The sequence below is a fragment of the Clostridium sp. CM036 genome (genome assembly GCF_055081135.1).
In genome coordinates this window covers 375,644-402,511 of record NZ_CM143652.1, presented here as the reverse complement: position 1 = coordinate 402,511, position 26,868 = coordinate 375,644, and the positions used below count along the sequence as shown (strand labels likewise).

Here is a 26,868-nt window from a genome sequence, read left to right as displayed (position 1 = left end):
ATATCTTGTAATTACTTATTCTTATTGAGGAGTCGCTGGGGGTGTTTCAGTTGTTGCTGGGGGTGTTTCAGTTGTTGCTGGAGGTGTTTCAGGAGTTACTGGAACTTCCGCAGCCTTAGATGTTAAAGTTATAGTATCCCCAACATTTGCCTTAGTCCCTGGCTCCTTGTCTTGCGACTCAATGATATCTTCATCATTACCAGAAACTACTATGTTTATATTCGATTGTGCAGCTGACTCACGTGCTGCTTTAACAGTTTTCCCCTTAAAGTCTGGAACATCAAATTGTTCTTTTTTAGGTTCTTCATACTTGTAATAATTAACTCCTACAGAATTACCTTCCGTAACTTCCGTATTTGCAGCAATACTTTGATTGAATATTTTACCATCAAGTGACTTATCATGAGTTACCACCGGGTGTCGCTCACCTAATTTTAAATTTGCATTTTGCAATACTCTCTCTGCATCATTTAAAGATACGTCATTTAGATTTGGAACCTTTGTTAATTTAATCTCTACACCCTTACTTATTACTAAATCTACTTTATCGCCTTTTTGAACTAAACTACCCGGATCTGGGTTTTGGCTTATTACTAAACCACTAGCAATGGAATCATTGAATTCAGATGTTACATTTCCTAGCACCAATCCATTTTGTTCAATAATAGCAGTAGCCGAAGCTTTATCAGTCCCCTTGACAGAAGGAATTTTGAAACTTGCAGGCCCTTTACTCACCGTAACTCTTACTTCACCCTTAGCCTTTAATTCTGTTCCCTCATCAGGAAAACATAACAGTACCTCGCCTTCGGGTTTTTCGCTATTTTCTTCTCCAGCCACTACAAAATTCAAGCCTTTTTCTACAACTAATTTTTCTGCCTCTACCTTATCTAAGCCAATAATTTTAGGCACCAATATCTTATCTGCCACATTAACTTGCTTGTCAGTAAGATAGTTCTTTAATGTGACTCCCGCAACACTACCTAAAACAATCAATAAAATTATTGCAACAAAAGCCATTATTATCGTTTTATTTTTTTTGTTATTTTTAGACTTCGGTTTTTTAATTACTTGTTCTTTTTCTACTACTTCTTCTTTTTCTTCTTCATGATCATCTTCTTTTTCATAGTCATCTACATTTACAGCTGCCATAACCCTAGTGTATTCATTTTCCATGCTATTTGTTGCGATAGTATATGAACTATTCTTTTGTATTCTCTGCAGATCTAAAAACATCTCATTCGCAGTTTGATACCTCTTTATAGGTTCTTTTTCTATAGCCTTTAATATTAATTTGTTCAAATTTTCAGGAACATTACCATTTATTTTCTTAGGTGGCACAACTTGTTCCTGTATATGTTTTAATGCTACTGATACAGGACTTTCTGCATCATAAGGCACTTGCCCTGTAGACATCTCATAAAGTACTATTCCAAAAGAATAAATATCTGTTCTACAATCTACAAAACTTGCTTTAGCTTGTTCTGGTGAAAAATAATGAGCTGATCCCATCACTGTGCTGGTATTAGTTATAGTTACAGAACTAGCAGCTTTTGCTATACCGAAATCTGTAACTTTAACCGTTCCATCTTCAGTCACTAAAATATTATGAGGTTTTATATCTCTATGTATAATGTTATTCTTATGAGCACACTCAAGTGCTTTTGCAATTTGCATTCCATAGTCTATTATTTGATCATAATTCATACTACCATTTTCAAGTATAATTTCCTTTAAAGTCTTTCCTTTTATATATTCCATTACAATGTAGTTAATATCTCGCTCTTGTCCAACATCATAAATATTAACTATATTATTTGATGAGAGACTAGCTACGGATGAAGCCTCTTTTTTAAATTTATCCATAAAATCTATATTATTTGAAAATTCTTCTTTTAATATTTTTACAGCAACATAACGATTGAGCAAACGACATTTAGCTTTATAAACTATCGCCATTCCACCCTCTCCAATTTTTTCAAGGAGTTCATATCTACTCCCTAATATGGTTCCTATCATCTCTGCACTCTCCTTCAAATACGATAACCGATATGTTATCGCGTCCACCCTTAGATTTACTTAAATCCACCAACATTTTACAGCTAGAAATATTGTCATTTTCATTTTTAATAATAATATCATACATTTCAGAATAAGTCACATCGTTAGTAAGGCCATCTGTGCATAAAATACATTTGAATATATTGGTCAAATTAACATCAAATAAATCAACTTCTACTAACTCATTTGTTCCAAGTGCCCTTGTAATAATATTTTTATTCGGATGAGTTCTAGCTTTTTCTTCAGTTATAGTACCATTATCTAAAAGCTGTTGTACCAAAGAATGATCTCTTGTAATTTTTAATAATTTTTTGTTATTATCAATAATATAACAACTACTGTCACCTACATTTGCAACAACCATTTCATTTTGTTTTTTAAAGCAGATTGTTATAGTTGTCCCCATCCCTTTAAGCGAATCATTACCACTTGCCATGTCATAAATTTTCTTGTTTGCAGATTTTATTCCTTCAGAAAGCACTTCTTTGAGATCTAAACCATGATGATTCTTCTTTATATATTCTATTATAACCTTAATAGCTAGCTGACTTGCAACTTCTCCTGCATTATGACCACCCATACCATCTGCTATAGCATAAATACCAAAATCAGTATCTTCAAAATAGCCTACCGAGTCTTCATTTGTTTTTCTAACATTTCCAACATCAGATAAAACCCCAAGCATTTTTACACCCCCTCATTTAAGTTTTCACTTTTAATATAGCTTCTCCGAAGTTGACCACAAGCCGCATTAATATCCAGGCCCATTTCGCGCCTTATTGTTGTCTGGATATTATTAGTTTCAAGTACCCTCTTAAACTCAGCAACGTCATCATTTGAAGATCTTTTTAATTCATTCTCTTCTATTTCATTAACTGGAATTAAATTAACATGGCATAACATATCCTTTAACAATACACTTAATTTTTCTGCATCTTGCGTGCTATCATTAAGACCCTTTACAAGAGCATATTCAAAAGTTATGCGTCTATTAGTCTTATTTATATAGTATTTAGATGCATCAATAATTTCTGCAATAGAATACTTATTTGCAATTGGCATACTCTTCATTCTAATCTCATCCGTAGATGCGTGAAGTGAAATAGCCAGTGTCGTTTGCAAGTTAATATCAGCAAACTCTTTAATCTTTGGTACGATACCACAGGTAGAAATAGTTATATGTCTTTGACCAATATTTAACCCATTTTCTGAATTCACAATTTCAAGAAATTTTATTACATTATGAAAATTATCAAATGGCTCCCCACTTCCCATTAATACAACATTAGAAATTCGCTCATTAATTAGATGCTGTGATTTCATTATTTGAGCTAGCATTTCCCCTGGAGTTAGATTTCTAATCATTCCTCCAATGGTAGATGCGCAAAATTTACATCCCATCCTACATCCAACTTGAGTCGATATGCATATAGAGTTCCCATGTTTATATTTCATAACAACGCATTCAATTAAATTACCATCGTTTAAAGCGAAAAGATATTTTCTTGTATCATTTTGTTTTGAAGTATATTCCTCTACGAGCTCAGGTATTCCTATGTAAAAATTATTTTTTAACTTTTCTTTTATACTGAGCGGAATATTATTCATATTTTCGAATTCCCATATTCCCTTATAAATCCAGTCTAATACTTGCTTAGCTCTAAATTCACTTTCCCCATTACTTTTCATCCATTGCTTTAACTCTACTAAATTCATATCTAATATATTTATCATTTTATACACCTACTATGATTTTATAATTTTGGCTATGAAAAATCCATCCATGTATTCATTCGGTAATATAGTAACATACCCTTTATCACTATAGTTTATATTATCAAATTCACCGTAAAATACTGGTTCAATCTTAAATTCTGAATGAGACTCTAGGAACCATTCAATATTGCTTTCATTTTCTTCCTTATTAAGGGTACATGTTGAATATACAAGTACTCCACCTTTTTTTATGTATTTTGAAGCATTCTCCATTATTTTTCTTTGTGTGTGAATTATATTTTCTATGTCTTTTATATGTTTACTCCACTTTATCTCAGGTTTTTTTCTAATAATTCCAAGACCAGAGCAAGGTACATCAATAAGTACCCTATCTGCAGATTGAAGTAAACTTGGATCATAAATTGTAGCGTCCATAACATCACAAGTTGTATTTACAATTCCTATTCTATTTAAATTTTGTTTTATTAATGATAACTTATTTTCATGTAAATCAAATGCAAAAATATGTCCTGTGTTTTTCATAATTTCTGCAATGTGTGTTGTCTTTCCACCTGGTGCACTACAAAGATCTAATACTTCTAGATTTGGCAAAAGGTCCATAGAAAGGGCTGTAAGCATTGCGCTTTCATCCTGGACTGTTATACTTCCTTCATTAAATAAAAGGTTATTCTCTATATTTTTCCCTTTAATAATTCGTATTGCCTCAGAACACGCATAGCCTTTTTCTATATTATACCCATTTTCTATAAGTTTTTCCCATATTTCCTCATAAGTTAATTTCAGAGTATTAACTCTAACTGTAACATCAGGTTTTTGATTTAAGCCACTTAGAATTTTCTCAGCGCTTTCAATCCCATATTGCTTTATAAAGAGTTTAGCTAAAGCCTTAGTGAAGGAATACTCAAAGCATAATCTTTCAATATCATTTTTTTCATTATAATACACCGCGGTGTCGCCCCTTAGATAGTTTCTAAGTACTCCATTAACAAATTGTGCCGCTCCTACATTACTCATCTTTTTTGTTAAGTTTACAGCCTCATTAACCACAGCAAAACTTGGTATTTTATCCAAAAACCTAATTTGATATATTGATATTCTTAATATGTTTAAAACAAAACTATCTACCTTTTCAAAGCCTTTTTTTAAAAAACTGCTCAATATTTTATCTATTGTGTATTTATATTTTAAAGTACCGTAAACTATTTCTGTAACTAACGCTTTATCCTTATCATTTAAATCGGATTTATTAAGTTCCAGACCTAAAACTATATTAGAATAAGCGTTTTCATTTATTACTTTTTCTATAACTACAATTGCTACTAACCTACTATTGTTCATGTTATTACCTCAATTTTCTATTTGATTTTATCTATCGCGACTTAAAAGAACAAGACGTATAAGCTGAGAAACTGCCATAAGTGTTGCCGCCACGTATGTCATAGCAGCTGCACTCAATACTGCTTTAGCTCCTTTTATTTCATCTCCATAAAGTATACTTTTGGATTCTAAAATTGTAAGTGCTCTACTAGATGCATTAAATTCAACTGGCAAGGTAATTAACTGGAATACTACCACTGCTGAAAATAATATAATTCCAATATTCACTAGAGAAGGTACACTTAAAATTATTCCTATTAAAAATAGTAACCAGGATACATTAGAACTAAAATTAACTGCTGGCACTATAGCGTTCCTTATTTTTAAAGGCGCATATTTTTCTTTGTCTTGAAGCGCATGCCCAGTTTCATGAGCCGCAACCCCTATAGCTGCAACTGTTGTCCCATTATAAACCTCCTTGGAGAGCCTCATAACTCGTTTAGAAGGGTCGTAATGGTCAGTAAGCTTTCCACCTACTATTTCCACTGGTATATCAAAAAGCCCTCCATCATCAAGTAGCATTCTAGCTACCTTCTCCCCTGTATATCCATTTGCACTATTCACCTTTGAGTATTTACTAAATGAAGACTTAATTTTAAGTTGTGCTAAGCCTGATATAATTATAGCTGGCAATAATACAACCATAGTATTATCATAAAAAAGCATATTATTCACCCCTTCTTATTTCAAAATCGAACCTTCATTTATCTTATTTCCTATTATATAATCCCTTACTTTTAAAGGCTTCTTACCCGGAAATTGTATCTCTTCAATAAGTAAAACACCACTACCAGTTGCTACCTTTAATCCTTCTTTTGAAACCTCTATAATACTCCCAATCATTTTATTTGATTGTTCGTTTATTACTTTTGACTTATATATTTTCATTACTATATTCTCATAATGAGTATATGCAATTGGCCATGGATTTAATCCTCTTATAAAATTATGAATATTAACATTACTACATTCCCAATTTATCTTTGCCATTTCTTTGCCTAACTTAGAAGCATATGAACTAAATTCATTTTCCTGTTTAACTGGCTCTATTTCGTTACTTACTATACCATTTATTGTTTTAACTAAAAGTTGTGCTCCGCTATTCATAAGAATATCGTGCAATTCTCCCGCAGACATAACACCTGGCAGTTCCATTTCCTCTGTTAAAAGTATATCACCTGTATCAAGACCAACATCCATAAGCATTGTTGTATTTCCACTTTTACTCTCACCATTAATAACACACCAATTTATAGGAGCCGCGCCTCTATATTTGGGTAATAAAGATGCATGTAGATTTATACATCCATATTTAGGAATACTAAGCACTTCCTTTGGAAGGATTTGTCCAAACGCTACTACTACAATAAAATCCGGTTTTAAGTTTTTAATCATTTCTATCATTTCTTCATTATTTCTGAGTCTTAAAGGCTGATATACCGGTATATTATAAGTCACAGCTAACTGTTTAACAGCGGACATTGCTAAATTTTTACCTCTTCCTTTCGGTCTATCAGGCTGAGTAAAAACAGCAGAAACTTCAAATTCATTTATAAGTTGCGAAAGGGATGGCACTGAAAATTCTGGCGTACCCATAAAAATTATCTTCATATTATTTTTCCTCACCCTCTATTGCTTTGTCTATAAATAATATCCCATCTAAATGATCAATTTCATGGCAGAGTGCTCTTGCAAGAAGACCTTCTCCATCTATTATTATCTCTTCTCCATTTTCACTTAATGCCTTCACTTTTACTGTTTCTGGCCTATCTACATTTTTTTGTACTCCTGGTATGCTTAAACAACCTTCATTGTCTATTTGTGAACCTTGTATTTCTACAATCTGTGGGTTAATAATTGCCATAGGTCCATTACCAACATCAATAACTACTATCCTCTTTAAAATGCCAACCTGCGGTGCAGCAAGCCCTACTCCCTTAGACTTATACATAGTTTCTTTCATATCTTTAACTAATAATAGAATCCTAGGGTTAATTTCATCTACCACTCTACTTTTTCTCCTTAATATGTCGTCGCCATAGGTTCTAATCGTTCTTATAGCCATACGAAAACCTCCTTGTCATTAATTATCACCAAAGGTGCTGTTAGATCATGTTACTTGGATTAATATCTATACTAACTCGTATACTAGTATAAACATTCTTAAGCAATTCATAAACCGATTTTTTTATTTCCTCTGCAATTGTTTGTTCAATGTTTCCTTTAATTATAATTTGCCATCTATAGAAGTTTTTAATTTTTGAAACTCCACAAGGGCATGGACCTAGCAATGTAATTTTATCATTGTTTTTAATCTTATATTTTAAATTTTCACCAACATTTTGTGTACTTTTTATTAACAAATTTTCATCCTCAGAACTCATAGTTATGACTAGAATACTTGTAAAAGGTGGATAGTCCATAACTTTTCTCATCATGATTTCATTTTTATAGAAACTATCATAGTCATTCTCCGCTGCATACTGTATGGTCAAATTGTCAGCATTATATGTTTGGATAACTACCTTGCCTTCTTTCTTACCTCTACCTGCTCTTCCTGAGACTTGAGTAAGTAGTTGAAACGTCCGCTCAAAAGCCCTGAAATCCGGTAAATTCAATGATAAATCCGCAGCTATTACTCCTACTAAAGTAACATTTTTAAAATCTAATCCTTTAGCGACCATCTGAGTTCCAATTAAAATATCTGCCTGTTTATTTTTAAAGGTATTATATATATATTCATAAGAATTTTTTTTCCGAGTTGTGTCAAAATCCATTCTTAGAGTTTTTGCACTTGGAAAAATCCTATTAATTTCTTGCTCAATTTTTTCTGTTCCAACTCCAAAATATTTAACATAACTACTTCCACAATTAGGACATGTTTTACTTATTTTTTCTTTTTCTCCACAATAATGGCAAGTTAGGTATTCACTTGAATTATGGTAGGTTAATGATATATCACATTTTTTGCATTTGAAAACATAACCACATTTCCTACAGGATACGAAGGTCGAAAAACCTCTTCTATTTAAAAACAAAATCACCTGCTCGTTTCTGCTTAGAGATTCAATAATACCCTCATGCAGTGGCTTACTAAATATTGAACGATTGTTATTCATTAACTCTTCGCGCATGTCAACGATTTCTACTTTTGGCATGGCAGCACCATCTGCCCTCTCATTAATAGTAATTAATTCTAATTCCTTTATGGTAGACCTATAATAACTTTCAATAGATGGAGTAGCTGACCCCAATATTAATTTGCAATTTTCTAGTTCACATTTCATATAAGCTATTTCACGAGCATCAAATTTTGGATTACTGTCGGATTTATAACTCGCTTCATGTTCCTCATCTATAACAATTAATCCTAAGTTTTCAAAAGGTAAAAATATAGCTGACCTTGCCCCAATAGCAATTTTAACATTTCCGAGCTTTACTCTCATCCATTCGTCATATCTCTCACCATCTGATAGCCTACTATGAAAAACTGCTATATCACGTCCAAATCTACCTTTGAACCTTTCAACCATTTGTGGGGTTAACGATATTTCTGGTATAAGTATTATAGACTGCTTATTCTCTTTTAACATATAACTAACTAAATTCATGTATATCTCAGTCTTTCCACTACCTGTAACTCCATGTATCAAGAATTTTTTCGCCTTAGAATTTATTATAAAATCAACTGACTGCTGTTGTCTTTCATTTAGTGTTTTTTCTTCATACCTAGAATAGTTTTTTTCGCTATACCTATTAATTATAACCTCTTGCGTGGTTAAGAATCCATGCTTAATCATTGTATTTATTGATGACAGTGATTTATTAAAATTTTTACTGAACTCAGTCTTATTATATTTCATATTATTTAATTGTATTATCTCATAAATATTTTTGTAAGGTTCATTTAAAAATTTGCCTTCTAGTTCCTTGCTCGCAGTTAATACTTGCATCGTCTTATTCTTTATACCTTTTGTTATACCTCTTGGAATAATAACTTTTATGCATTCCAAATATGTACAAAGGTATTTTTTTTTCATAATCTTTACAAGTTCAATATCAGTTATTTTAAGGAGTGGCATTTCATCACATATAGTTGTTATCTCCTTAATATTCTTCACATTCTCACATTGCTTATAAAGTTCCAATACAAAAGCGTCCACTGTCCTGTTTCCTCTACCAAATGGCACTTTAACTCTAAATCCTAAATGGACACTGCCTATTAATCTAATAGGTATTTTATATGTAAAAACCTTATCCACTTGAACCGAATCATTATTCACCACAACTCCAGCATACTGATACACTTAATCACCCTTTTAATTTTATGATTTTATATAACATAAAAAAGCGCATTAGCGCTTTTTATTTATTAAATCAAACAATTCCCTAGCAACTTCTTTTTTTGGCATTTTGTCTATTGTTATTGGACTATTGTCTTTGCTTAAAATAATCACTTTATTATCTTCAGTTCCAAACCCAATATCTGTTCCCGTTATATCATTGGCAATTATGTAATCTAAATTTTTCTTAAGAAGTTTTGATTGCGCATTTTGTAGCAAATCATTACTCTCAGCTGCAAAACCCACTAATACTTGATTCTTCTTAAGCGATCCTAATTCTTTTAAAATATCATTATCACGTACAAATTCTAAGTTTAATCCATTTCCACTTTTCTTAATTTTGCTACTACAGTATGTTTTAGGCTTAAAGTCAGATACAGCTGCTGCTTTTATAACTATATCACTATCGTAAAAATTATCTATTACAGCAGTTCTCATCTCTTCATTAGTATTAACCTTTATGGCATTTATACCAAAAGGTGTTTTTTCACCAGATGGTCCAGATACTAAAGTTACAACTGCCCCTCTATCTCTAGCTTCTCTCGCAATTGCATATCCCATTTTGCCTGTTGACCTATTTGTTATAAATCTTACAGGATCAATAGGCGCAATTGTAGGCCCAGCTGTAACTAAAACTTTAGTGCCTTTCATATCTTTTATAGGATACAACTTGCTCATGATTTCTTCAAAAATATCTTCAGTTTGTGCTAACTTTCCTTCTCCTATGTCCCCACAGGCGAGTCTTCCTGATGTTGGCGCAATAAAATCATATCCAAAAGCCTTAAGCTTTTGAATATTACCTTGCAGTATTGGATTATTGTACATATTGACATTCATTGCTGGAGCAAAAATCACTGGTGCCTTTGTTGCCATAATAGTAGTAGTTAACATATCATCTGCAATCCCATTTGCAACTTTACCAATTATATTGGACGTTGCTGGAATTACAGCAAATAGATCTGCTTTTTTAGCAAGAGATATATGTTGTAGTTCCCATGCTTTAGGCTCATCAAACATATCATGAATGACAATGTTCTGACTCATAGATTGAAAACTTAGAGGGGTTACAAACTCCGACGCCGCTTTAGTCATGATAACATGTACGCAAACATTTTCTTTTCTTAATCTACTAATAACATCTAAAGCCTTATATACTGCTATCCCACCTGTTACACCAATAACTACTGTCTTTTTGTTTTCCATACTATTTTATTCCTTCTTTTGTTGTCATCGCCACAATAGCTCCTTCATAAATTTCATGTATAGATATAGTAACTGGCTTTGTGGAATCTACCTGTACAAGTGGGCTTTGACCTTCTATTATTTGTCTTGCTCTTTTTGATGTTGCTACAACTAACGAATACCTATTATCTACTTTTTCTAATAAATTTACTATTGATGGGTTAATCATTGAATTATTCATTACTAATTTCCTCCTTTAGAAAATCTCCATTCATTCTATCGACTCTACATCTTTCTGCAATTACAATGCTTTGAATTTTTTCACAAGCATTATCTACAGTGTCATTTACAACTGCATAATCATATTTTGATACAAAACTAATTTCTTCATGCGCCGATGTAAATCTAGTAATTAAGGACTCTGGCGTTTCACTGCCCCTATTTGTAATTCTATTTTTCAATTCCTCCATAGACGGTGGAAGAATGAAAATAAATAAACCGCTTGGATAAGCCCTTTTCACCTTAAGTGCGCCTTGAATATCTATTTCTAGTATTACATCCCTACCGCCATCTAATATTTTTAGAACTTCAGATTTAGGAGTACCATAACAATTTCCATAAACCTCTGCGTATTCAAGAAAATCTTCTAATGCGATTTTTTCTAGGAATTTCTCTTTAGTTATGAAATAATAGTTTATTCCTTCTATTTCATCGCTTCTTGGGCTTCTTGTAGTCGCAGAGACCGAAATCCAAAAATTGTTTTTTTCGAGAAGCGCCTTGCATACAGTCCCTTTACCAGCACCAGAAGGGCCTGAAATAACAATTAGCTGTCCTTTACTCCTCATTATTCATCAACCTCGTCTAACCTTTCATCATCTTTAACAGATAACCTATGCGCAACAGTTTCAGGTTGAACAGCTGATAGAATAACATGATCACTATCAGTTATAATAACTGCTCTGGTTCTTCTTCCATAAGTGGCGTCAATTAGCATACCTCTATCTCTCGCTTCCTGAATTATTCTTTTAATTGGAGCCGATTCAGGACTAACTATGGCTACTAATCTGTTTGCTGAAACAATGTTCCCAAAACCTATGTTTATCAATTTTATACTCATCGTGTGCCTCCTGTTTATTCTATGTTTTGTATTTGTTCTCTAATTTTTTCTATTTCGCTTTTCATATTAATTACTGTATTTAAAATTTCTAAATCATTTGCTTTTGATGCTATAGTGTTAGTTTCTCTATTCATTTCTTGAATAATGAAATCAAGCTTTCTGCCAATTGGTTCGTCTAAAATTAAAGTTTCCTTCATTTGCTCTATATGACTATTTAATCTTACAATTTCTTCATCAATTCCAGCTTTGTCAGCAAAAATCGCAACTTCCATGGCAACTCTATTCTCATCAAACCCTACTTCTTTATGCAAAGCATTTAGTTTTTGAACTAGTTTTTCTTTATACTCACAAACAATAAACGGTGCTCTTTCCTTGACTTTTTCAACTAACCCATTGATTAAATCACATTTAATGATAACATCCGCTAATAATTTTTGGCCTTCTCTTTCTCTCATAAAAAGAAGAGCTTCAAGAGCTTTTTTTAGTGATTGTTCAATCTGATCAAAAGTTTCTGAACCCTCTTCTTCCTTTTGTTTAAGAGTTATTACCTCCGGCAATCTAGCTATTGTGTCAACTAGAATGTCGCCATCCAGATTATATTTATCTTTTAATGTTCGAAAGCAGTTTATATAGCTTTCAGCTAATTTTTCATTCAAATAAGCCTCAACATCTTCCTTATCATAATTCCCTTGAGTTACAAAAACATCAAGCTTTCCCCTTTTTACTTTTTCACCAATTATCTTCCGAATTTTATCCTCAAACGCTATTAATACTCTAGGCATTCTTATATTAGTTTCGAAATATCTATGATTGACACTTTTAATCTCTATGGTAAAGCTTTTACCATCTTTTTCACAACTTCCTCTTCCAAACCCAGTCATACTCCTAATCATAACAACGCATCCTTCCAATGTTCATTGTGAATCTTTATAATTATACATAAACTATCACCTAAGTTTCAAGCTAAAATTATAAGTTCTCACTTTATTACGATTTTCATATAAAAAAATACTTTTAAATTCTCACTTAAGTGATTCAATATTAACGAATTCAGAAGGGAATTTATACTTCTACTGAAGTTTTCTCTTTGTTATAGTATGTACCTCCCACTTATATAAGTAGGATATTTTCCTTCTGAAATGTTATCAAATTATAAATCGACTTATTTTAAAAACAGCTCATCCTTATATTAAAATATTTCCTATATAATTTATATTATACCAATAATAATATTAATCACCACATTTTTTTAGAGATTTTAAAGCTTTTTCAATAATAAGCTTATCTTTAGTCAATGCTATACGGAAATAATCGTATCCAAGTTTTCCAAATACATTTCCAGGCGTAACCACAATCCCATAATTCTCCAATAATTCTTCACAATACTCATTTGTTGTATAATTTTTAGGTGTTTTGCACCACAAATAAAAAGTGCCCTCTGCATCAAAAAAATCAACATTCTTTTGTAGCAAAACACTTTTAGCAACTTCACGTCTTTCATCATATATTTTTCTTGTATTATGAATATAATCACGTTCTAAATTAAGAGCAGCAATAGCAGCCTTTTGAATTGGAATAAATTGACCAGAGTCACAATTGCTTTTTATCTTTAAAAGAGAGTTTATTACCTTAGCATTACCTACAGCATACCCTATTCTATACCCTGTCATATTGTAAGTTTTAGATAAAGTTCCAAACTCTACGCATTTCCTTTTTAAATCATATTGCATAAGACTTATATTTTTTTTATTTACTTGAATTATTTCATTATATGCTGAATCATTGCATAAAACAATATTATTATCATAAGAAAACTTTATAATCCTCTTATAGAACTCAGAACTCGCTACTGCACCTGTTGGATTATTGGGATAATTTATAAAAATAAGCTTACATTTTTTAATAATTTCTTCGGGGATGACCTCAAGATTCATCATATATCCATTGTTTTGTGTTAGGGCTACAGTATATGGCACGCAACCCCAGAGTTTTGAACAAGTACTGTAAACAGGATATGCAGGCTCAGGCACTATTACACAATCCCCTATATCACATACAGCTGGTATTATATTGCTTATACCTTCTTTTGATCCTATAAGAATTATTACTTCATCCAAACTTAGACTTACGCTGTAAACCTGATTATAGTACCTTATAACTGCTTTTTTAAGTTCCATTAACCCATCGTAGGGAGGGTAATTATTATATCTATCATCCTTTAATCCCTCTATTAAGGCATCGGTAATTTTTGAATGAACTGTTAAATCTGGATCCCCTATACTAAGGTCAATAATTTTTTTCCCATTCAGCAAAGCTTCATTTTTTTTATCGTTAATCTTTTTAAAATGATATTCATAAACATTGGATAGTCTATTATTTATTTTCATAATATCACCCTTTATATATTTCTTTTATTATGTTATTCGGGCGGCACTAACCTTGTTACAGTTATTTTACTTATCCGCGTTAAATCACTGTCGAAGTTATTTATTATATTCAAAACTACAATATTAATGACTTCTAAATTTTCGTTAAAAAATATACTAAAGCACGATAAGTTATACTATCATGCTCTAGTATATTCATAATACACATATTATTACTGCTTTACAGATAATTTAACCAGTTACAATTAATTTGATAATAAACAATACTGCTAAGATATAAATTACAACTGAAACCTTCTTCTTTTTACTAGCATCCCTAGTAAATATATTGTTTACTAGGTTTAACACCGCATAAGAAAGAATACCTATAGTTAAACCATCTCCAATACTATAAGTCAAAGGCATTAATGCGATTGTTAGGAAAGCAGGAACTCCCTCTGTAAAATCACTGAAATCTATTTTAACTATATTCTCCATCATAAAGAATCCTACAATTATCAAAGCAGGTGCAGTTGCACATGATGGTATTGCAATGAACAAAGGTGAAAAGAACATTGCTATTAAAAATAATATTCCTGTTACAACGGAAGCGAGTCCAGTCCTAGCACCTTCTGCAACTCCCGCTGAGCTTTCTACAAAAGTGGTTACAGTTGATGTACCAAGGAAAGCTCCCACAGTAGTACCAACGGCATCTACTAGTAACGCACGTCCAGCATTTTTTACCTTACCATCTTTATCAAGCATTCCAACCTTTGAAGCAACTCCTACTAAAGTTCCTACAGTATCAAAAAAGTCAACAAATAAAAACGTTAAGACTATTGTCATAAATCCCAATATTCTAGTTGTATCAGTTAAGTATGAAAAATCTAGTTTACCTGCAATTGGTTTTATTGATTCAAATTTAAATATACCTTGTGGTGTACCTATTTTATAAGTTGCTGCAGCTTCTGGTAATATTATTGCAAATAACCAGGCCAATACTGTACTTGCAACTATTCCCCATAATATAGCCCCTTTAACTTTCTTTTTAGACAACACCACTATTATAATTACTCCTATTACAGTTATTAATACTGTAGGACTTCTAAAACTACCCATAGAAACCTTTGTTGCTTTATTAGTAACTACAATACCAGCATCTACAAAACCAATAAATGCAATGAAAAGTCCAATACCTGCGGTAACTGCCAATTTTAAAGTTGTTGGTATAGCATTAACTACAGCTTCGCGAACATTAGTTAATGATAATATAATAAAAATAATTCCTTCTACAAAGACAGCTGCTAATGCTACTTGCCACGGAACTTTCATTCCTATTACTACAGTATATGCAAAGAATGCATTTAATCCCATTCCTGGTGCTAAAGCAAAGGGCAAGTTAGCATATAACCCCATAAATATAGTAGCGAAAGCCGCTGTTAAACAAGTTACTGTTACTATAGCGGGTACAGGCATTCCTACACCAGGATTACCTAATGTGTTTGCATTAACCGCAATAATGTATGCCATGGTTAAAAATGTAGTTATCCCTCCAATAACTTCCTTTTTTACGTCACTTCCGTTTTCTTTCAATTTAAAATATTCCATTTAGTTTCCCTCCATGTGTTTGCAATACAAAATAAAACCACTATGGTTATTAATAAACCATAGTGGTTATTTTACTTTTATACAAACATAATAACAAAAATAGGCATGTACGTCAATACCATCACGAATATTTAAGCTTAATTTGTTTTTTAAATTCGGCTTTTGTACCGACCGCTTTCAAATATACATTTAATTTCTTCTCTCCTTGTTGTACTTGCAAGTGCAAGCATAAGTTTAATTCTAGCTTTTTGGCCTGGCAGGCTATCTCCAAAAATCACACCATCATTCCTAAGTTCTTTTCCACCACCTGGATATCCATAAGAATCTAATACTCGTCCTTTAAAACATCTAGATACCATAACTACTGTCACTCCATTTTCTATAGCTGATTTTACTCCATCCGCCATTTTAGGTGGAATATTTCCTCTTCCCATAGCTTCAATAACAATCCCTCTTGCCCCTTGCTGCACACAAAAGTCAATTAATTTCGAATCCATCCCAGCACAAGCTTTTATTAAATCTACTCTAGTTTCTATTTTTTCTGTTATAATATGTTCTTTTTTTAAACTTTCCCTATAGAATATTGCTTCATTATTATCTATAATCCCTATTGGTCCAAACTCTGGGCTCTGAAAAGTATTTAAGTGCATTGAATGTGATTTAGTAACCTCTCCAGCACAATTAAGTTCGTCATTTAAACATACTAATACGCCCCTATTACGTGCATCTTCCGAAATAGCGGTACAGATGGAAGCTGATAAATTTGCTGGGCCATCATATCCAAGCTCCGAACTATTTCTCATTGATCCTGTAACAATTACAGGCTTTGGATTATCAATAGTTAGGTGTAACAGATACGCTGTTTCCTCAAGTGAATCTGTACCATGAGTAACTACAACCCCACATATATCGTCTCTACATAAAAAACTTTGTATATATTTAGATAAATCCATCATTAGTTCCGGTGTCACATGAGGTCCCGGTAAATTTGAAAAAGTATGTGATTCTATTTCTGCATAATTTTCAATTCCCGTAACCATAGACATTATTTCTTCTCCACTTAGCGTTGGAACCGCAGCCTTTATTCTTTGGTCAACCGTCATAGAGATTGTTCCTCCATTAAAAATAACCACAACTTTTTTCAATTAAAATTCCTCCTACCCTTATTAAAAACAGATATTTTTTTGTTTATTTTTAAACTGTAAAATAATTATAACCTTAAATAGCTTATCACACAAATATTAGCAAATGAATTTTTCGTGTATTTGCATACTCACCTGCCGGTCTAACAAAAAAATAAGATATGCTTATAGTTATAAGCATATCTTATTAACATCATTTTCATTATACATAATTTATTACTACATAATCGTTTATGGATTTGGTAGCTAGAGAACCATACTATTTACTTTTTAAATATTCAAATAATTTTTTTTCTATTTCATCGGCACAATTATCATCTAAGGTTATATACTGCCTATATCCGTCTAACGCCTTAACTTCAATCTTCCCTACCTCTTGACCAGTAACTTTATCAATATCACGTTCAAACTTCATTATTTTATAACCTTCACTTATAAAATCCTCTATTTTACTTATCATTAAATCACACTCCTTTTCTTTTTATAGTTAAGACTTTAAACTAAAAAAACTGTAGCTTTTAGTATGAAAATTTATTTTAATTACTTTTTTCTTTCTTCACACCTTTCTGCTTATCGCTAGCATCTGTTCTTTTAGTCCCAATATTAATTTCTTGACCATTAACTTCACTTTTTTTGCCTTTTTGCATATTATTAACCTCCTTCATATATCTAATATAATCTAAGCCACATGTATTCATTTGATTTAGGCACGCAATACTAGCCACATGTTTTATAATCTAATCAAGGGTTTTTCCATTGAAATTTTCATACAAAGGTGGTTTTTTCTTATCCCCTTTGCTTTTCTTAGGTCTATTGATATCGTCACGTTTAACATCAATATTACTATTTTTACTACCTCCAACATGTTGATGATCAGGCATCGTTAAAACTCCCTTCAAATTTAATTATGTTCCGCTTTTAAATAAAGTTTGAAACTTTTACCTCAATAACTTGATTTGTTTTAAAATTCTTTACATTCACTTTATTATTTTCCTCAATATAATATTTATTATACCCAGCATCTTTACTTAGAATTTATTTTCATATATGTTAAAGTTTTAGTTTTACAATCAATTATTTTAGTTTATTTCCACAATTGAATGGTAAAATTTATAATAATCATAGAATTATTCGCAAATGGAATATTAATTTATATGTAGATAATATATATAAATAAGTAATTGATTAATGAGGTGTATTAAATGGGCAATGACTTAAAAAAAATTATACATGAAGAAATTAATAAACCACTTAATAATATTGTTGATGTTTTCACTCCAAAGGTAAAAAAAAACGATTATAAACTAGCTGTTTTTTGGATTATAGTGGGTATTCTAGCTATGTTATTACTTTACTATACTTATAAAATGCTATACATTTATTTTTAAATTACAATCTCAAATTATATTAACAGTAAAATCGTAATAAAAAAGAAAAAAGCAAATATTTCTATTAATGCATCATTTCAGTTCCGCAAGCTGTTTCCTATATAATAAACAAAAACTTGATGAAGTAAGTTTAATGTACTTGTTACATTAAACCTACGTCATCAAGTTTTTATAATTTTTAAGACCTAATCTAAACCTAATTTTCATTACCACTGAGACTATTTTCAATGCGTACTATAACATCATGTGTTTTTTCAAACATAATTCCGTAGGCCATCCATACCGGTGCATAACCTAATGTAATTATCCCACATATTGAATTTTTTTTATTTACATAGTTCCATGGACACTCACCTAAAAACGCCCTAAGCAGTAGTCCGCTAATTAATTCTACTGCAAATATAAGGACCATATATATGCCTCCCCTCACAATAAGCGGAAGATGTTTTATCCTATAATGCACAGGTTCAAGAAATACAGCAAGCCCATATATAGGAAACATCCAGATACAGGTAGTGCCCCTAAGTAATACATCGCCCTTAATCATTGCTCCAAACCCATTCCACAAAATCTCTGCTAAAAGCCCTAAAAATCCGTATATAATAAATCTTTTCCACATGAGAATATTGTGTGTATTACCTTGTAAAATATACTACTAACCCTCTTTTATATAAGTTTTTCATTAAATATATTAGTTAAATTTAGTTTTTCTACTTTCCCCTTAATTTCATCTATATCTAAAGTATAAAGTCCAAGTTCTTGCATTCTCTTAAAATACCCCGCTCCCGCAAAAGTATATCTGTTTCTTCTTCCTTCTTTAGATTTCATTTTTTCATTCGCATAGGCCATTATGTCTCCAACGGCAAGGGACCTTGGCAACATCAAAAGAGGCATTCCTATATAATTTCTTATGGCATTGTGTCCGGCTAAAGCCCCTGTTATCATTGCTTCTGTGTGACCTACAAATAATCCAGACTTCTCGCCTGCACAGAACAAATTATCCAGGCCTATAACCTTCATACTATTTGTCCTTGGAGCTACTGATAGATACCTTATAGAGTTTCCCTTTCCCCCTGCATATGGATCTATATATTTTGCATTTTCAAGTCCTTTAATTTTTCTTAACTTATCTAATGGATAATATGAAGTCATAAGCTTTACATGACCTGTATCTAATAAAATTACATTTTCTGCAAATTCTTTAAGGGCATACTGCTGACATACCTTTAATTTAAGTTTTTCTAAATTTATATCTTCTTCTGGAATCTTCAAAACAACCACTCCTGCTTCATCTAGTTGTTTTACAACGTCATCGGCTAAAGAATCCTTAGCTAGTTTACACGAGCCGCTAAAAGCTCCATATACGTCTTCTTGTCTTTCTCCTTTTAAGTCTTCAACTCCTGCTCTGTAGCTTATGCTTACCCTTGGCCCAAAAGCTGGACATCTTAAAATACACATTGAACATCCATTTCCATATTTTAAGCAGTTACCCATTGGCCCTGTTGAACCTGTAGTTTCTATAAATACATCTGCCTCAACATATTCCCCGTCTGATAGATATATTCCTTTTATTCTATTGCCTTCTTTTTCAACATCTACCACTCTTGTTATCATGTTTAATTCTATATCCATAGCTTTTAAATATTTTACCACTGCTGGTTCGATCTTGTTTACATCGTAAAGCCAGGCATGTTTATGCCCCGGAAAATCAATATTTTTATGTCTAGTGTTTTCATCAGTCAAATGTATTAAATCTCCTGCCCCAAGCGCTATCATTTCTTCTGCCGCAGTATACCTTCCATTATTTCTCATTATACCGCCTACATTGCCAAGTCCTAAGAGCATATCTGTTTTTTCATATAACGCAACCGTAGCTCCTGCTTTTTTTGCTATTATTGCCGCGCTGCAACCAGACCACCCACCACCAATTACGATAACCTTCAAAATATTCTCCTCCCTTCTAATACATATTTAGGTTCTGTCTGCATTTTGCAGAGCCGCCTTAATTTAAGGTCGTTATTTATTCTTGTGCAACAGCCACACACACCTTCTCCACAGCACATTTTGGCATTATTACAACAAGAATATTTAATGTTTTTGTCCATATCCTCTACGACCTTCATCAATTCATAATTTAAAACATCTGCAGCATCACAGTGAACTAAACTAATGTTATTATTACTAATCAAATCATTTAATATATTATTAAATTCATCTGTTACTCTTCCATTCTCTATAGTATTGCACTGTATAACTTTTGAAGCATACTTTTCTAAATACTCACTCACAAAACTATTTTTATAAGGGGAATTATCAAGCACAACTATATTTTCATTATTATTTGCATGCAAATATTTAAGTACTGGTATCATAGGTGCCTGCCCTATACCTCGTGCTACAATTAAGCATATACTATTTTTAACTTTATATATGTTTTTTAGTCCTAAAGTACCATTCCAAAATGGCCCTTTTACAAGCAACTCTTCCCCTAGCTTTAACAAATCTAATGCTTTGGTTTTAGTCCCCTTAAGTTCTATAGCAATAGTTATAGTATTATTTCTGGTATCAGTATCCAATATTGATATTGGCGTATCAAACCTCGTTTCTGTATCTGGTCTTCGTGCAAAAATATAACTTCCCGCATAAACTAATTCACTTACCAATTTATCACTTGCACCTACTGTAAGTATAATAACATTGTCCTCTAATTTATTTTTTTCTAATATTTTACAATGATAATATTTCCTACCCTCTTTAGCTTTAAAATTGTTTGAAACATATTCTTGATATATACATACCCCATTAAAGTTGCAGCAGTCGCAGAAATCTTTACCTGCTAGCTGTGAACATAATATGCAGTCCCCTGTTTCTGCCAGATGGCAAGGACATGGTTGAGACGCCAAACTACGATATTCTTTTAATCAAGTCTATACTTATATACATACAATCACTTAATTTTCATATTAATTACATAATATTCATAAAAACTTTTTACAAAAATCATTGAAATTATTGTTATTTTCCGTTAAAATGGTCATTGAAGAAAGGACTGATTATTTGAAAGCTCTTTTAAAAAAATTATTGCCATTATTACTTATTGGTTCTGTTCCTTTTTCCAATTTATTCTATTGGACATTAAATAATACTCAAAGAGGAGTTTATGATCTAACTACTGATTTAGATAGATCTTTACCACTTATAAAAATTTTTATAATACCTTATATGACTTTGTGGTTTTTCTTAGCATTTTGTTTTATTTATTTATGCTTTAAGAACAGAAAAGTTTATTATAGGATTATGCTTACTTTAGTCCTATGTTATGTTGTTGCTTTTGTCACTTATTACTTTTTTCAAACAACTGTTCCAAGGCCTATTGTTACAGGGGATGATATATTCTCGAAGCTGATTTTATTTACCTATAATTCTGATGGACCATATAATTGTTTTCCAAGCATCCATGTAATTACTGCATACCTAGCTGTTAAAGGGATTAACGCTGCTAATGCTAGAAAACGTATTAAAATTCCAGTTAATATCTTAGGATTTCTCATTATTATATCCACTGAATTTGTTAAACAACACGTAATAATGGATATTTTTTTCGCAATATTCTTATGTAATGTGATATTCACTTCAATCATTTATGTAGAAGAACATTACAACCTTTATAATTCCAAAAAAGTTTATACCTTCACAAAACAAGATATTGAACAATAATACTGCTAAATCAAAAGCTGCTGAATAATTTTCAGCAGCTTTTTAACTTTATATTATAACAATTTTGTCATCTTTTAATTCTATGGATATATTTGATCCTTCACTAAATTTATTCTCAAGATAATGCTCTGCAATTTCATCTTCAATGTATTTTTGAATAGTTCTTCGAAGTGGCCTTGCACCGTATTTATCATCGTATCCTTTTTCTAATATAAAGTCCTTTACATCTTCTGAAACATGCACTGTAATTTTCTTTTCCTTTACCTCTCCTATTACTTCCATCATCATTAAATCTACTATTTTACGTAGCTCTTCCTTTTTAAGAGTGGTAAATACAATAATCTCATCTACTCTATTTAAAAATTCTGGTCTAAATGTTTCTTTTAAAGCGTCCTTTACACGTGATTCTAAGATATCATAATCACCTTGAACAAAACCAATATTACCTGAATTAAACTTAGTACCTGCATTAGACGTCATTATTATTACAGTGTTTTCAAAGGAAACAGTTCTGCCTTGACTATCTGTTAGTATTCCATCTTCAAGAATTTGAAGCAGCATATTAAATACATCCGGATGAGCCTTTTCAATTTCATCCAAAAGAATCACTGAATATGGCTTTCTTCTGACTTTTTCAGTTAATTGTCCACCCTGATCATATCCTATATACCCTGGTGGTGCACCAATTAGCTTCGAAACTGTATGTTTTTCCATGTATTCAGACATATCTATACGAATTAATGACTCCTCACTTCCAAAAAGCTCACAAGATAGTGCTTTAACTAGCTCTGTTTTTCCAACTCCTGTTGGTCCTACAAAAATAAAAGAAGATGGCTTTTTCTTTTTTCTAAATCCGGAACGATTCCGCCTAATTGCTCTAGATAAGCTTATAATAGCTTCATTTTGACCTATAACTCGTTTGTGTAGCCTACCTTCCAAATTTAATAGCTTTTTCGCTTCTTTTTCTGTAATTTTTTTAATTGGAATTCTAGTCCATGACTCAATCACAAAAGCAATATCCTCTAGAGTAATTTGAACATCACTATATTTTTCTTGAGTTTCGTTAATATCTTCTTTTACTTTGCATAGCTTCATCCTATATTCTGCAGCCTTTTCAAAATTTCCGGCAACCTCAGCTTCCTTCTTTCCATTTTGAATTTTTTCTGACTCCTCTTTTAATTCTGCAAGTTCGACAAGACCTTTATTTTTTAAATTAGCTCTAGAACCGGCCTCATCAATAACATCAATGGCTTTATCTGGCAGAAATCTTTCTGTTATGTATCTTTCAGATAAATTTACAACTTCTTCAATTACTTCATCAGATATTTTAACTTTATGGTATTCTTCATAGTAGCCTCTTATTCCTTTTAAAATTTCTATTGTCTCAGCTATACTAGGTTCCTCAACTAGGACTGGCTGAAATCTTCTCGCGAGTGCTGCGTCTTTTTCTATATATTTTCTATATTCCTCCAATGTAGTAACTCCAATAACTTGTATTTCCCCCTTGGCCAAAGCTGGCTTCAAAATATTTGCTGCATTCATTGCACCCCCCTGAACCTCACCAGCACCCATAATATTGTGCACCTCATCAATAACTAATATTATATTTGAATTTTCCTTAGCTTCTTCAATAATTGACTTCATGCGGCTTTCAAATTGCCCTCTAAATTGTGTACCTGCAACCACCGCAGTTAAATCAAGCAGGTAAACTTCCGCATTAAATAATTTTTCTGGAACTTGTTTTTCTACAATTCTTACAGCTAACCCTTCTGCAATAGCTGTTTTACCAACACCTGCTTCTCCAATTAATATTGGATTATTTTTACTTCTCCTATTTAAAATCTGTACCACTCTATCGATTTCTTTATCCCGTCCAACAACCTTGTCAACGCCATTTTGATTTGCTTTGTTAGTTAGATTTATACCATATGTATCTAAATTCTTTCGCTTCTTTTTAAACCAATTCTTTTTTGATTTATCTTCAGCTGTTTCTTTAATCTTTGATGAGATTTGACCTTCATCCTCTATAAAATCACTATTTTCATCAACAGGTGAAAATAATCCATTAAAAATATTACCAATGGTCTTTTTTTTATCACCATTCTCAATATCCATATTGGGAGCATTTAAATCCTCAAGATCTATATCCTCTAAATTCATATTTTTGAACATATTACCCATTTGTTCATTTAAGTTTTCAATATCCTCTGAGGATAATCCAGCTTGTTGCACTAATTGATCCATAACTGGAATACCCCTTTTTTTAGCACACTCTATGCATAATCCTATAGTTTCGGTTTTTCCATTCTCAATTCTTGATGTTAATATCATTGCAATATTTTTTTTACATATTTCACATAACTTCATATAAATCATCTCCATATTTTATGTTGTATACAATATTATAACAGTATATCATCTTTCAATAGAATTTGTTCGATATATTCTGATTGTTTATTTCTCATTAATAGAATAACTGCTCCTTATTATTTTAACTCTTTTACTTTTCTATTTTATTCTACTATTATACATATATTCCTTTTTATTGTAGTGCTGTTTTTCCTGCAATTTGAAATATCTTAGCTAATCATTAACTTTTCTATTAATTCGTTCATTTCTTGTAACGTAAGCTCTGAAGCTATTATTTTCGCAACAGTCCTTGTATACTGCTCATCCAAGAGTTCTACTTCTTTTTTATTTAATTCTAAAACAATTGTAGAATTAACTTTCATTTATAATCCTCCAAATAAACTATTATATTATAGTATGCATCTTTAACCTTAGTGTTACGTAATCATGTATATACCTATATATATTTAATTATATACATGATTACGTAATATTATTTTTCTAAAATACATATCTTTATTTTGTGAAGAAATTATAGTTTATAGAATATATCATAATTATTTATAATGCTTATATAAGCTTTTATAAATTTTATAAATCAATTATTAAGGAGTAATAAATTGAAAATTGCCGCTATATACTCCAGAAAATCAAAAATCACAGGAAAAGGCGAATCGATAATTAACCAAATTGAATTATGTAAACATGAATGCAATCATTTAGAAATCGAAAAATTTATAATATATGAGGACGAAGGTTTTTCAGGAAAAAATATCAAAAGGCCTCAGTTTCAAAAAATGCTCATTGATGCAAGGGAAAAAAAATTTCATGTACTAATTTGTTATAGACTGGATAGAATTAGTAGGAATATCTCTGATTTTACTACTCTTATAAATGAATTAGATAGTTTACACATTAGCTTTATAAGTGTTAATGAACAGTTTGATACATCAACCCCTATGGGCCGTGCCATGATGTATATTGCATCTGTTTTTGCGCAGCTAGAACGTGAAACTATTGGTGAAAGGGTTCGTGACAATATGTTAGAACTCGCTAAAAGTGGAAGATGGTTAGGAGGTCAAACCCCTTTGGGGTATGAAAGTAGAAAACTATCCTATTTGGATGGTGACTTTAGAGAAAAATCTATGTATACATTATCACCCATAAAAAAGGAATTAGATGTAGTAAAAATTATTTATGATAAATATCTACAGTATAAATCTATTAGCCAGGTTTTTATTTTCATCTTTAAAAAGAATATTAAAACAAAAAACGGCGCTGACTTTAATAAGAAAAGGATTCAACTTATATTAAGAAACCCCCTTTACGTTAGAGCAAATGAAGCTGTTATGAATCACCTTCAGCTTATTGGCATGAATGTAATGGGAAAAGCTAATGATAAACAAGGTATTATAACTTATAATAAGAGTAAAGGTGCTAGGATTAAACGAGATATAACTGAATGGATAGCTGCTATTTCTAAACACGAAGGAATTATTGATGCTTTCAATTGGCTTAAGGTTCAACAAATATTAGATGATAATAAAAACAAGGCACCACGGCTCGGAACCTCTGCAGCAGCATTACTTACCGGAATTTTAAAATGTTCTAAATGTGGTAAAAGTATGATTGTTAAACATGGTCATATTAGTGCAACAACTAATAAAAAAATCCAGTATTATGTTTGTAGTACTAAAGATTATTCAAAAGGCGAGCGATGTAATAATCCTAATGTACGCGTAGATGAACTCGAAAAGGTAGTTATAGATAATTTAAAAAATATCACAATTTCAAGAAATATTTTATTAGAGGAGTTAAATAAAATAAAATCCGAACTATCAAAAACTAATTTGGTACAATCTGAAATAGAGAGTTTATCATCACAAATAAATATAAAACAAGATCAAATAGATATTCTAGTAAATCAATTATCTTTGGACAATGAAATATCCAAATATATAAGGCCTCAAATTTACAAATTAGGAATTGAATTAGAAAAATTAAGTGTTAAATATAAAGACTTAGCCTCTACTTCCTATAAATTTAAAAATAATAATCCGATTGTAGATAAATTTTTAAATTCTTCAAATAGCTTTTCATCAATAATGGATATCTTAGATTTTAATAACAAACGCTTATTAATTGATAATATTGTAAACTCAATATACTGGGATGGCGCTAGAGGCATTGTAAAAATTAAAACACTAAACTGATTATCGCAGTTTAGTGTGGCAAGGACAAAATTCACTTCCTACATCAATGCAATCGTAGGGTTCATAACTCATCATTCTAACCTCCTAAAGTACTATACTATTAAAATATTTGAAATTGTGAAATTTGTTACAACTTAAATTTAATATTCATAATTAATCATTGCCACATATTAGAAAAATCTAAATTATATAAATCATTATTATCAATGAATCACCTAGAAAAATAACCAAAAATTGTATTTGTACACTGTTAAAGTTTTCTAACAAATAA

26 protein-coding genes are annotated in these 26,868 nt (G+C 31.4%); 3 read left to right on the top strand and 23 right to left on the bottom strand.

Features of this window, described 5'->3' with window-relative positions:
• Window positions 1–21: 21 nt before the first annotated feature.
• The 18 genes from pknB to ACWJKE_RS01755 form a co-directional block, all read right to left on the bottom strand.
• On the bottom strand, window positions 22–2,016 hold the full coding sequence (gene pknB, locus ACWJKE_RS01840) for a Stk1 family PASTA domain-containing Ser/Thr kinase (RefSeq protein ID WP_216302531.1): 1,995 nt from the start codon (window positions 2,014–2,016) through the stop codon (window positions 22–24).
• Window positions 1,991–2,743 carry a Stp1/IreP family PP2C-type Ser/Thr phosphatase gene (locus ACWJKE_RS01835; protein ID WP_165413691.1) on the bottom strand — a complete coding sequence of 251 codons (753 nt, stop codon included), beginning with the start codon at window positions 2,741–2,743 and terminating at the stop codon, window positions 1,991–1,993. The genes pknB and ACWJKE_RS01835 overlap by 26 nt, the downstream gene beginning before the upstream one ends.
• A 2-nt stretch (window positions 2,744–2,745) precedes the next feature.
• Window positions 2,746–3,792 (bottom strand): dual-specificity RNA methyltransferase RlmN, encoded by a 1,047-nt coding sequence (rlmN, locus tag ACWJKE_RS01830; protein ID WP_165413690.1) that lies wholly within the window; start codon window positions 3,790–3,792, stop codon window positions 2,746–2,748.
• 12 nt (window positions 3,793–3,804) lie between these two features.
• The gene (gene rsmB, locus ACWJKE_RS01825) at window positions 3,805–5,133 is read right to left on the bottom strand and encodes a 16S rRNA (cytosine(967)-C(5))-methyltransferase RsmB (RefSeq protein ID WP_216302530.1); all 1,329 of its coding nucleotides are present in this window, start codon (window positions 5,131–5,133) and stop codon (window positions 3,805–3,807) included.
• Between the two features lie 27 nt (window positions 5,134–5,160).
• Entirely contained in the window at window positions 5,161–5,838 is a 678-nt protein-coding gene (locus tag ACWJKE_RS01820) for a zinc metallopeptidase (RefSeq protein WP_216302529.1), read from the bottom strand.
• Window positions 5,839–5,853: 15 nt separating this feature from the next.
• Complete coding sequence (fmt, locus tag ACWJKE_RS01815) at window positions 5,854–6,783, bottom strand: methionyl-tRNA formyltransferase (protein WP_216302528.1); 930 nt, start codon at window positions 6,781–6,783, stop codon at window positions 5,854–5,856.
• Between the two features lies 1 nt (window position 6,784).
• Complete coding sequence (def, locus tag ACWJKE_RS01810; protein WP_165413686.1) at window positions 6,785–7,237, bottom strand: peptide deformylase; 453 nt, start codon at window positions 7,235–7,237, stop codon at window positions 6,785–6,787.
• A 40-nt stretch (window positions 7,238–7,277) separates the two neighbouring features.
• Window positions 7,278–9,479, bottom strand: coding sequence for a primosomal protein N' (gene priA, locus ACWJKE_RS01805; RefSeq protein ID WP_216302527.1), 2,202 nt, complete (start codon window positions 9,477–9,479; stop codon window positions 7,278–7,280).
• 48 nt (window positions 9,480–9,527) lie between these two features.
• Window positions 9,528–10,718 carry a bifunctional phosphopantothenoylcysteine decarboxylase/phosphopantothenate--cysteine ligase CoaBC gene (gene coaBC, locus ACWJKE_RS01800; protein ID WP_216302526.1) on the bottom strand — a complete coding sequence of 397 codons (1,191 nt, stop codon included), beginning with the start codon at window positions 10,716–10,718 and terminating at the stop codon, window positions 9,528–9,530.
• Between the two features lies 1 nt (window position 10,719).
• Complete coding sequence (gene rpoZ, locus ACWJKE_RS01795) at window positions 10,720–10,938, bottom strand: DNA-directed RNA polymerase subunit omega (protein WP_165413683.1); 219 nt, start codon at window positions 10,936–10,938, stop codon at window positions 10,720–10,722.
• On the bottom strand, window positions 10,931–11,542 hold the full coding sequence (gene gmk / locus ACWJKE_RS01790; protein WP_165413682.1) for a guanylate kinase: 612 nt from the start codon (window positions 11,540–11,542) through the stop codon (window positions 10,931–10,933). Before gmk ends, rpoZ begins: the two co-directional genes overlap by 8 nt.
• Entirely contained in the window at window positions 11,542–11,814 is a 273-nt protein-coding gene (remA, locus tag ACWJKE_RS01785) for an extracellular matrix/biofilm regulator RemA (protein ID WP_165413681.1), read from the bottom strand. Before remA ends, gmk begins: the two co-directional genes overlap by 1 nt.
• Window positions 11,815–11,828: 14 nt before the next feature.
• Window positions 11,829–12,707 carry a YicC/YloC family endoribonuclease gene (locus tag ACWJKE_RS01780; RefSeq protein ID WP_165413680.1) on the bottom strand — a complete coding sequence of 293 codons (879 nt, stop codon included), beginning with the start codon at window positions 12,705–12,707 and terminating at the stop codon, window positions 11,829–11,831.
• Between the two features lie 339 nt (window positions 12,708–13,046).
• Window positions 13,047–14,201 (bottom strand): aminotransferase class I/II-fold pyridoxal phosphate-dependent enzyme, encoded by a 1,155-nt coding sequence (locus ACWJKE_RS01775; RefSeq protein WP_462959118.1) that lies wholly within the window; start codon window positions 14,199–14,201, stop codon window positions 13,047–13,049.
• A gap of 231 nt (window positions 14,202–14,432) precedes the next feature.
• Entirely contained in the window at window positions 14,433–15,788 is a 1,356-nt protein-coding gene (locus ACWJKE_RS01770; protein ID WP_165413679.1) for an NCS2 family permease, read from the bottom strand.
• Window positions 15,789–15,937: 149 nt separating this feature from the next.
• Window positions 15,938–16,933 (bottom strand): asparaginase, encoded by a 996-nt coding sequence (locus tag ACWJKE_RS01765; protein WP_165413678.1) that lies wholly within the window; start codon window positions 16,931–16,933, stop codon window positions 15,938–15,940.
• 256 nt (window positions 16,934–17,189) lie between these two features.
• The gene (locus ACWJKE_RS01760; RefSeq protein ID WP_165413677.1) at window positions 17,190–17,390 is read right to left on the bottom strand and encodes a hypothetical protein; all 201 of its coding nucleotides are present in this window, start codon (window positions 17,388–17,390) and stop codon (window positions 17,190–17,192) included.
• A gap of 277 nt (window positions 17,391–17,667) precedes the next feature.
• Window positions 17,668–17,811 (bottom strand): hypothetical protein, encoded by a 144-nt coding sequence (locus ACWJKE_RS01755; RefSeq protein WP_220285912.1) that lies wholly within the window; start codon window positions 17,809–17,811, stop codon window positions 17,668–17,670.
• 321 nt (window positions 17,812–18,132) lie between these two features.
• Here ACWJKE_RS01755 and ACWJKE_RS01750 point away from each other — a divergent pair, with 321 nt between their 5' ends.
• Window positions 18,133–18,318, top strand: coding sequence for a hypothetical protein (locus tag ACWJKE_RS01750; protein WP_220285913.1), 186 nt, complete (start codon window positions 18,133–18,135; stop codon window positions 18,316–18,318).
• A 196-nt stretch (window positions 18,319–18,514) separates the two neighbouring features.
• Here the strand turns inward: ACWJKE_RS01750 and ACWJKE_RS01745 are convergent, their stop codons facing one another.
• Genes ACWJKE_RS01745 through ACWJKE_RS01735 form a run of 3 tightly spaced genes read right to left on the bottom strand, consistent with a single transcriptional unit; the run spans window position 18,515 to window position 21,221 of the window.
• Complete coding sequence (locus ACWJKE_RS01745) at window positions 18,515–18,937, bottom strand: putative ABC transporter permease (protein WP_462959117.1); 423 nt, start codon at window positions 18,935–18,937, stop codon at window positions 18,515–18,517.
• Between the two features lie 47 nt (window positions 18,938–18,984).
• Window positions 18,985–20,262, bottom strand: coding sequence for an FAD-dependent oxidoreductase (locus tag ACWJKE_RS01740; RefSeq protein WP_220285915.1), 1,278 nt, complete (start codon window positions 20,260–20,262; stop codon window positions 18,985–18,987).
• Window positions 20,259–21,221, bottom strand: a complete 963-nt coding sequence (locus ACWJKE_RS01735; RefSeq protein ID WP_216302523.1) for a sulfide/dihydroorotate dehydrogenase-like FAD/NAD-binding protein — start codon at window positions 21,219–21,221, stop codon at window positions 20,259–20,261. The genes ACWJKE_RS01740 and ACWJKE_RS01735 overlap by 4 nt, the downstream gene beginning before the upstream one ends.
• A gap of 127 nt (window positions 21,222–21,348) precedes the next feature.
• Between ACWJKE_RS01735 and ACWJKE_RS01730 the strand changes: the two genes are divergently transcribed.
• Window positions 21,349–22,035, top strand: coding sequence for a phosphatase PAP2 family protein (locus ACWJKE_RS01730; RefSeq protein WP_220285916.1), 687 nt, complete (start codon window positions 21,349–21,351; stop codon window positions 22,033–22,035).
• A 48-nt stretch (window positions 22,036–22,083) separates the two neighbouring features.
• Here ACWJKE_RS01730 and ACWJKE_RS01725 read toward each other — a convergent pair whose 3' ends face one another.
• Both ACWJKE_RS01725 and ACWJKE_RS01720 read right to left on the bottom strand, forming a co-directional pair.
• Window positions 22,084–24,402: an ATP-dependent Clp protease ATP-binding subunit gene (locus ACWJKE_RS01725; protein ID WP_462959116.1), complete on the bottom strand. Its 2,319-nt coding sequence runs from the start codon at window positions 24,400–24,402 to the stop codon at window positions 22,084–22,086.
• Window positions 24,403–24,614: 212 nt separating this feature from the next.
• Complete coding sequence (locus ACWJKE_RS01720; protein ID WP_165414967.1) at window positions 24,615–24,767, bottom strand: hypothetical protein; 153 nt, start codon at window positions 24,765–24,767, stop codon at window positions 24,615–24,617.
• A gap of 237 nt (window positions 24,768–25,004) precedes the next feature.
• On the opposite strand from ACWJKE_RS01720, the gene ACWJKE_RS01715 reads away from it, so the two are divergent.
• Window positions 25,005–26,597, top strand: a complete 1,593-nt coding sequence (locus ACWJKE_RS01715; RefSeq protein WP_462959115.1) for a recombinase family protein — start codon at window positions 25,005–25,007, stop codon at window positions 26,595–26,597.
• The last annotated feature ends 271 nt before the right edge of the window (window positions 26,598–26,868 follow it).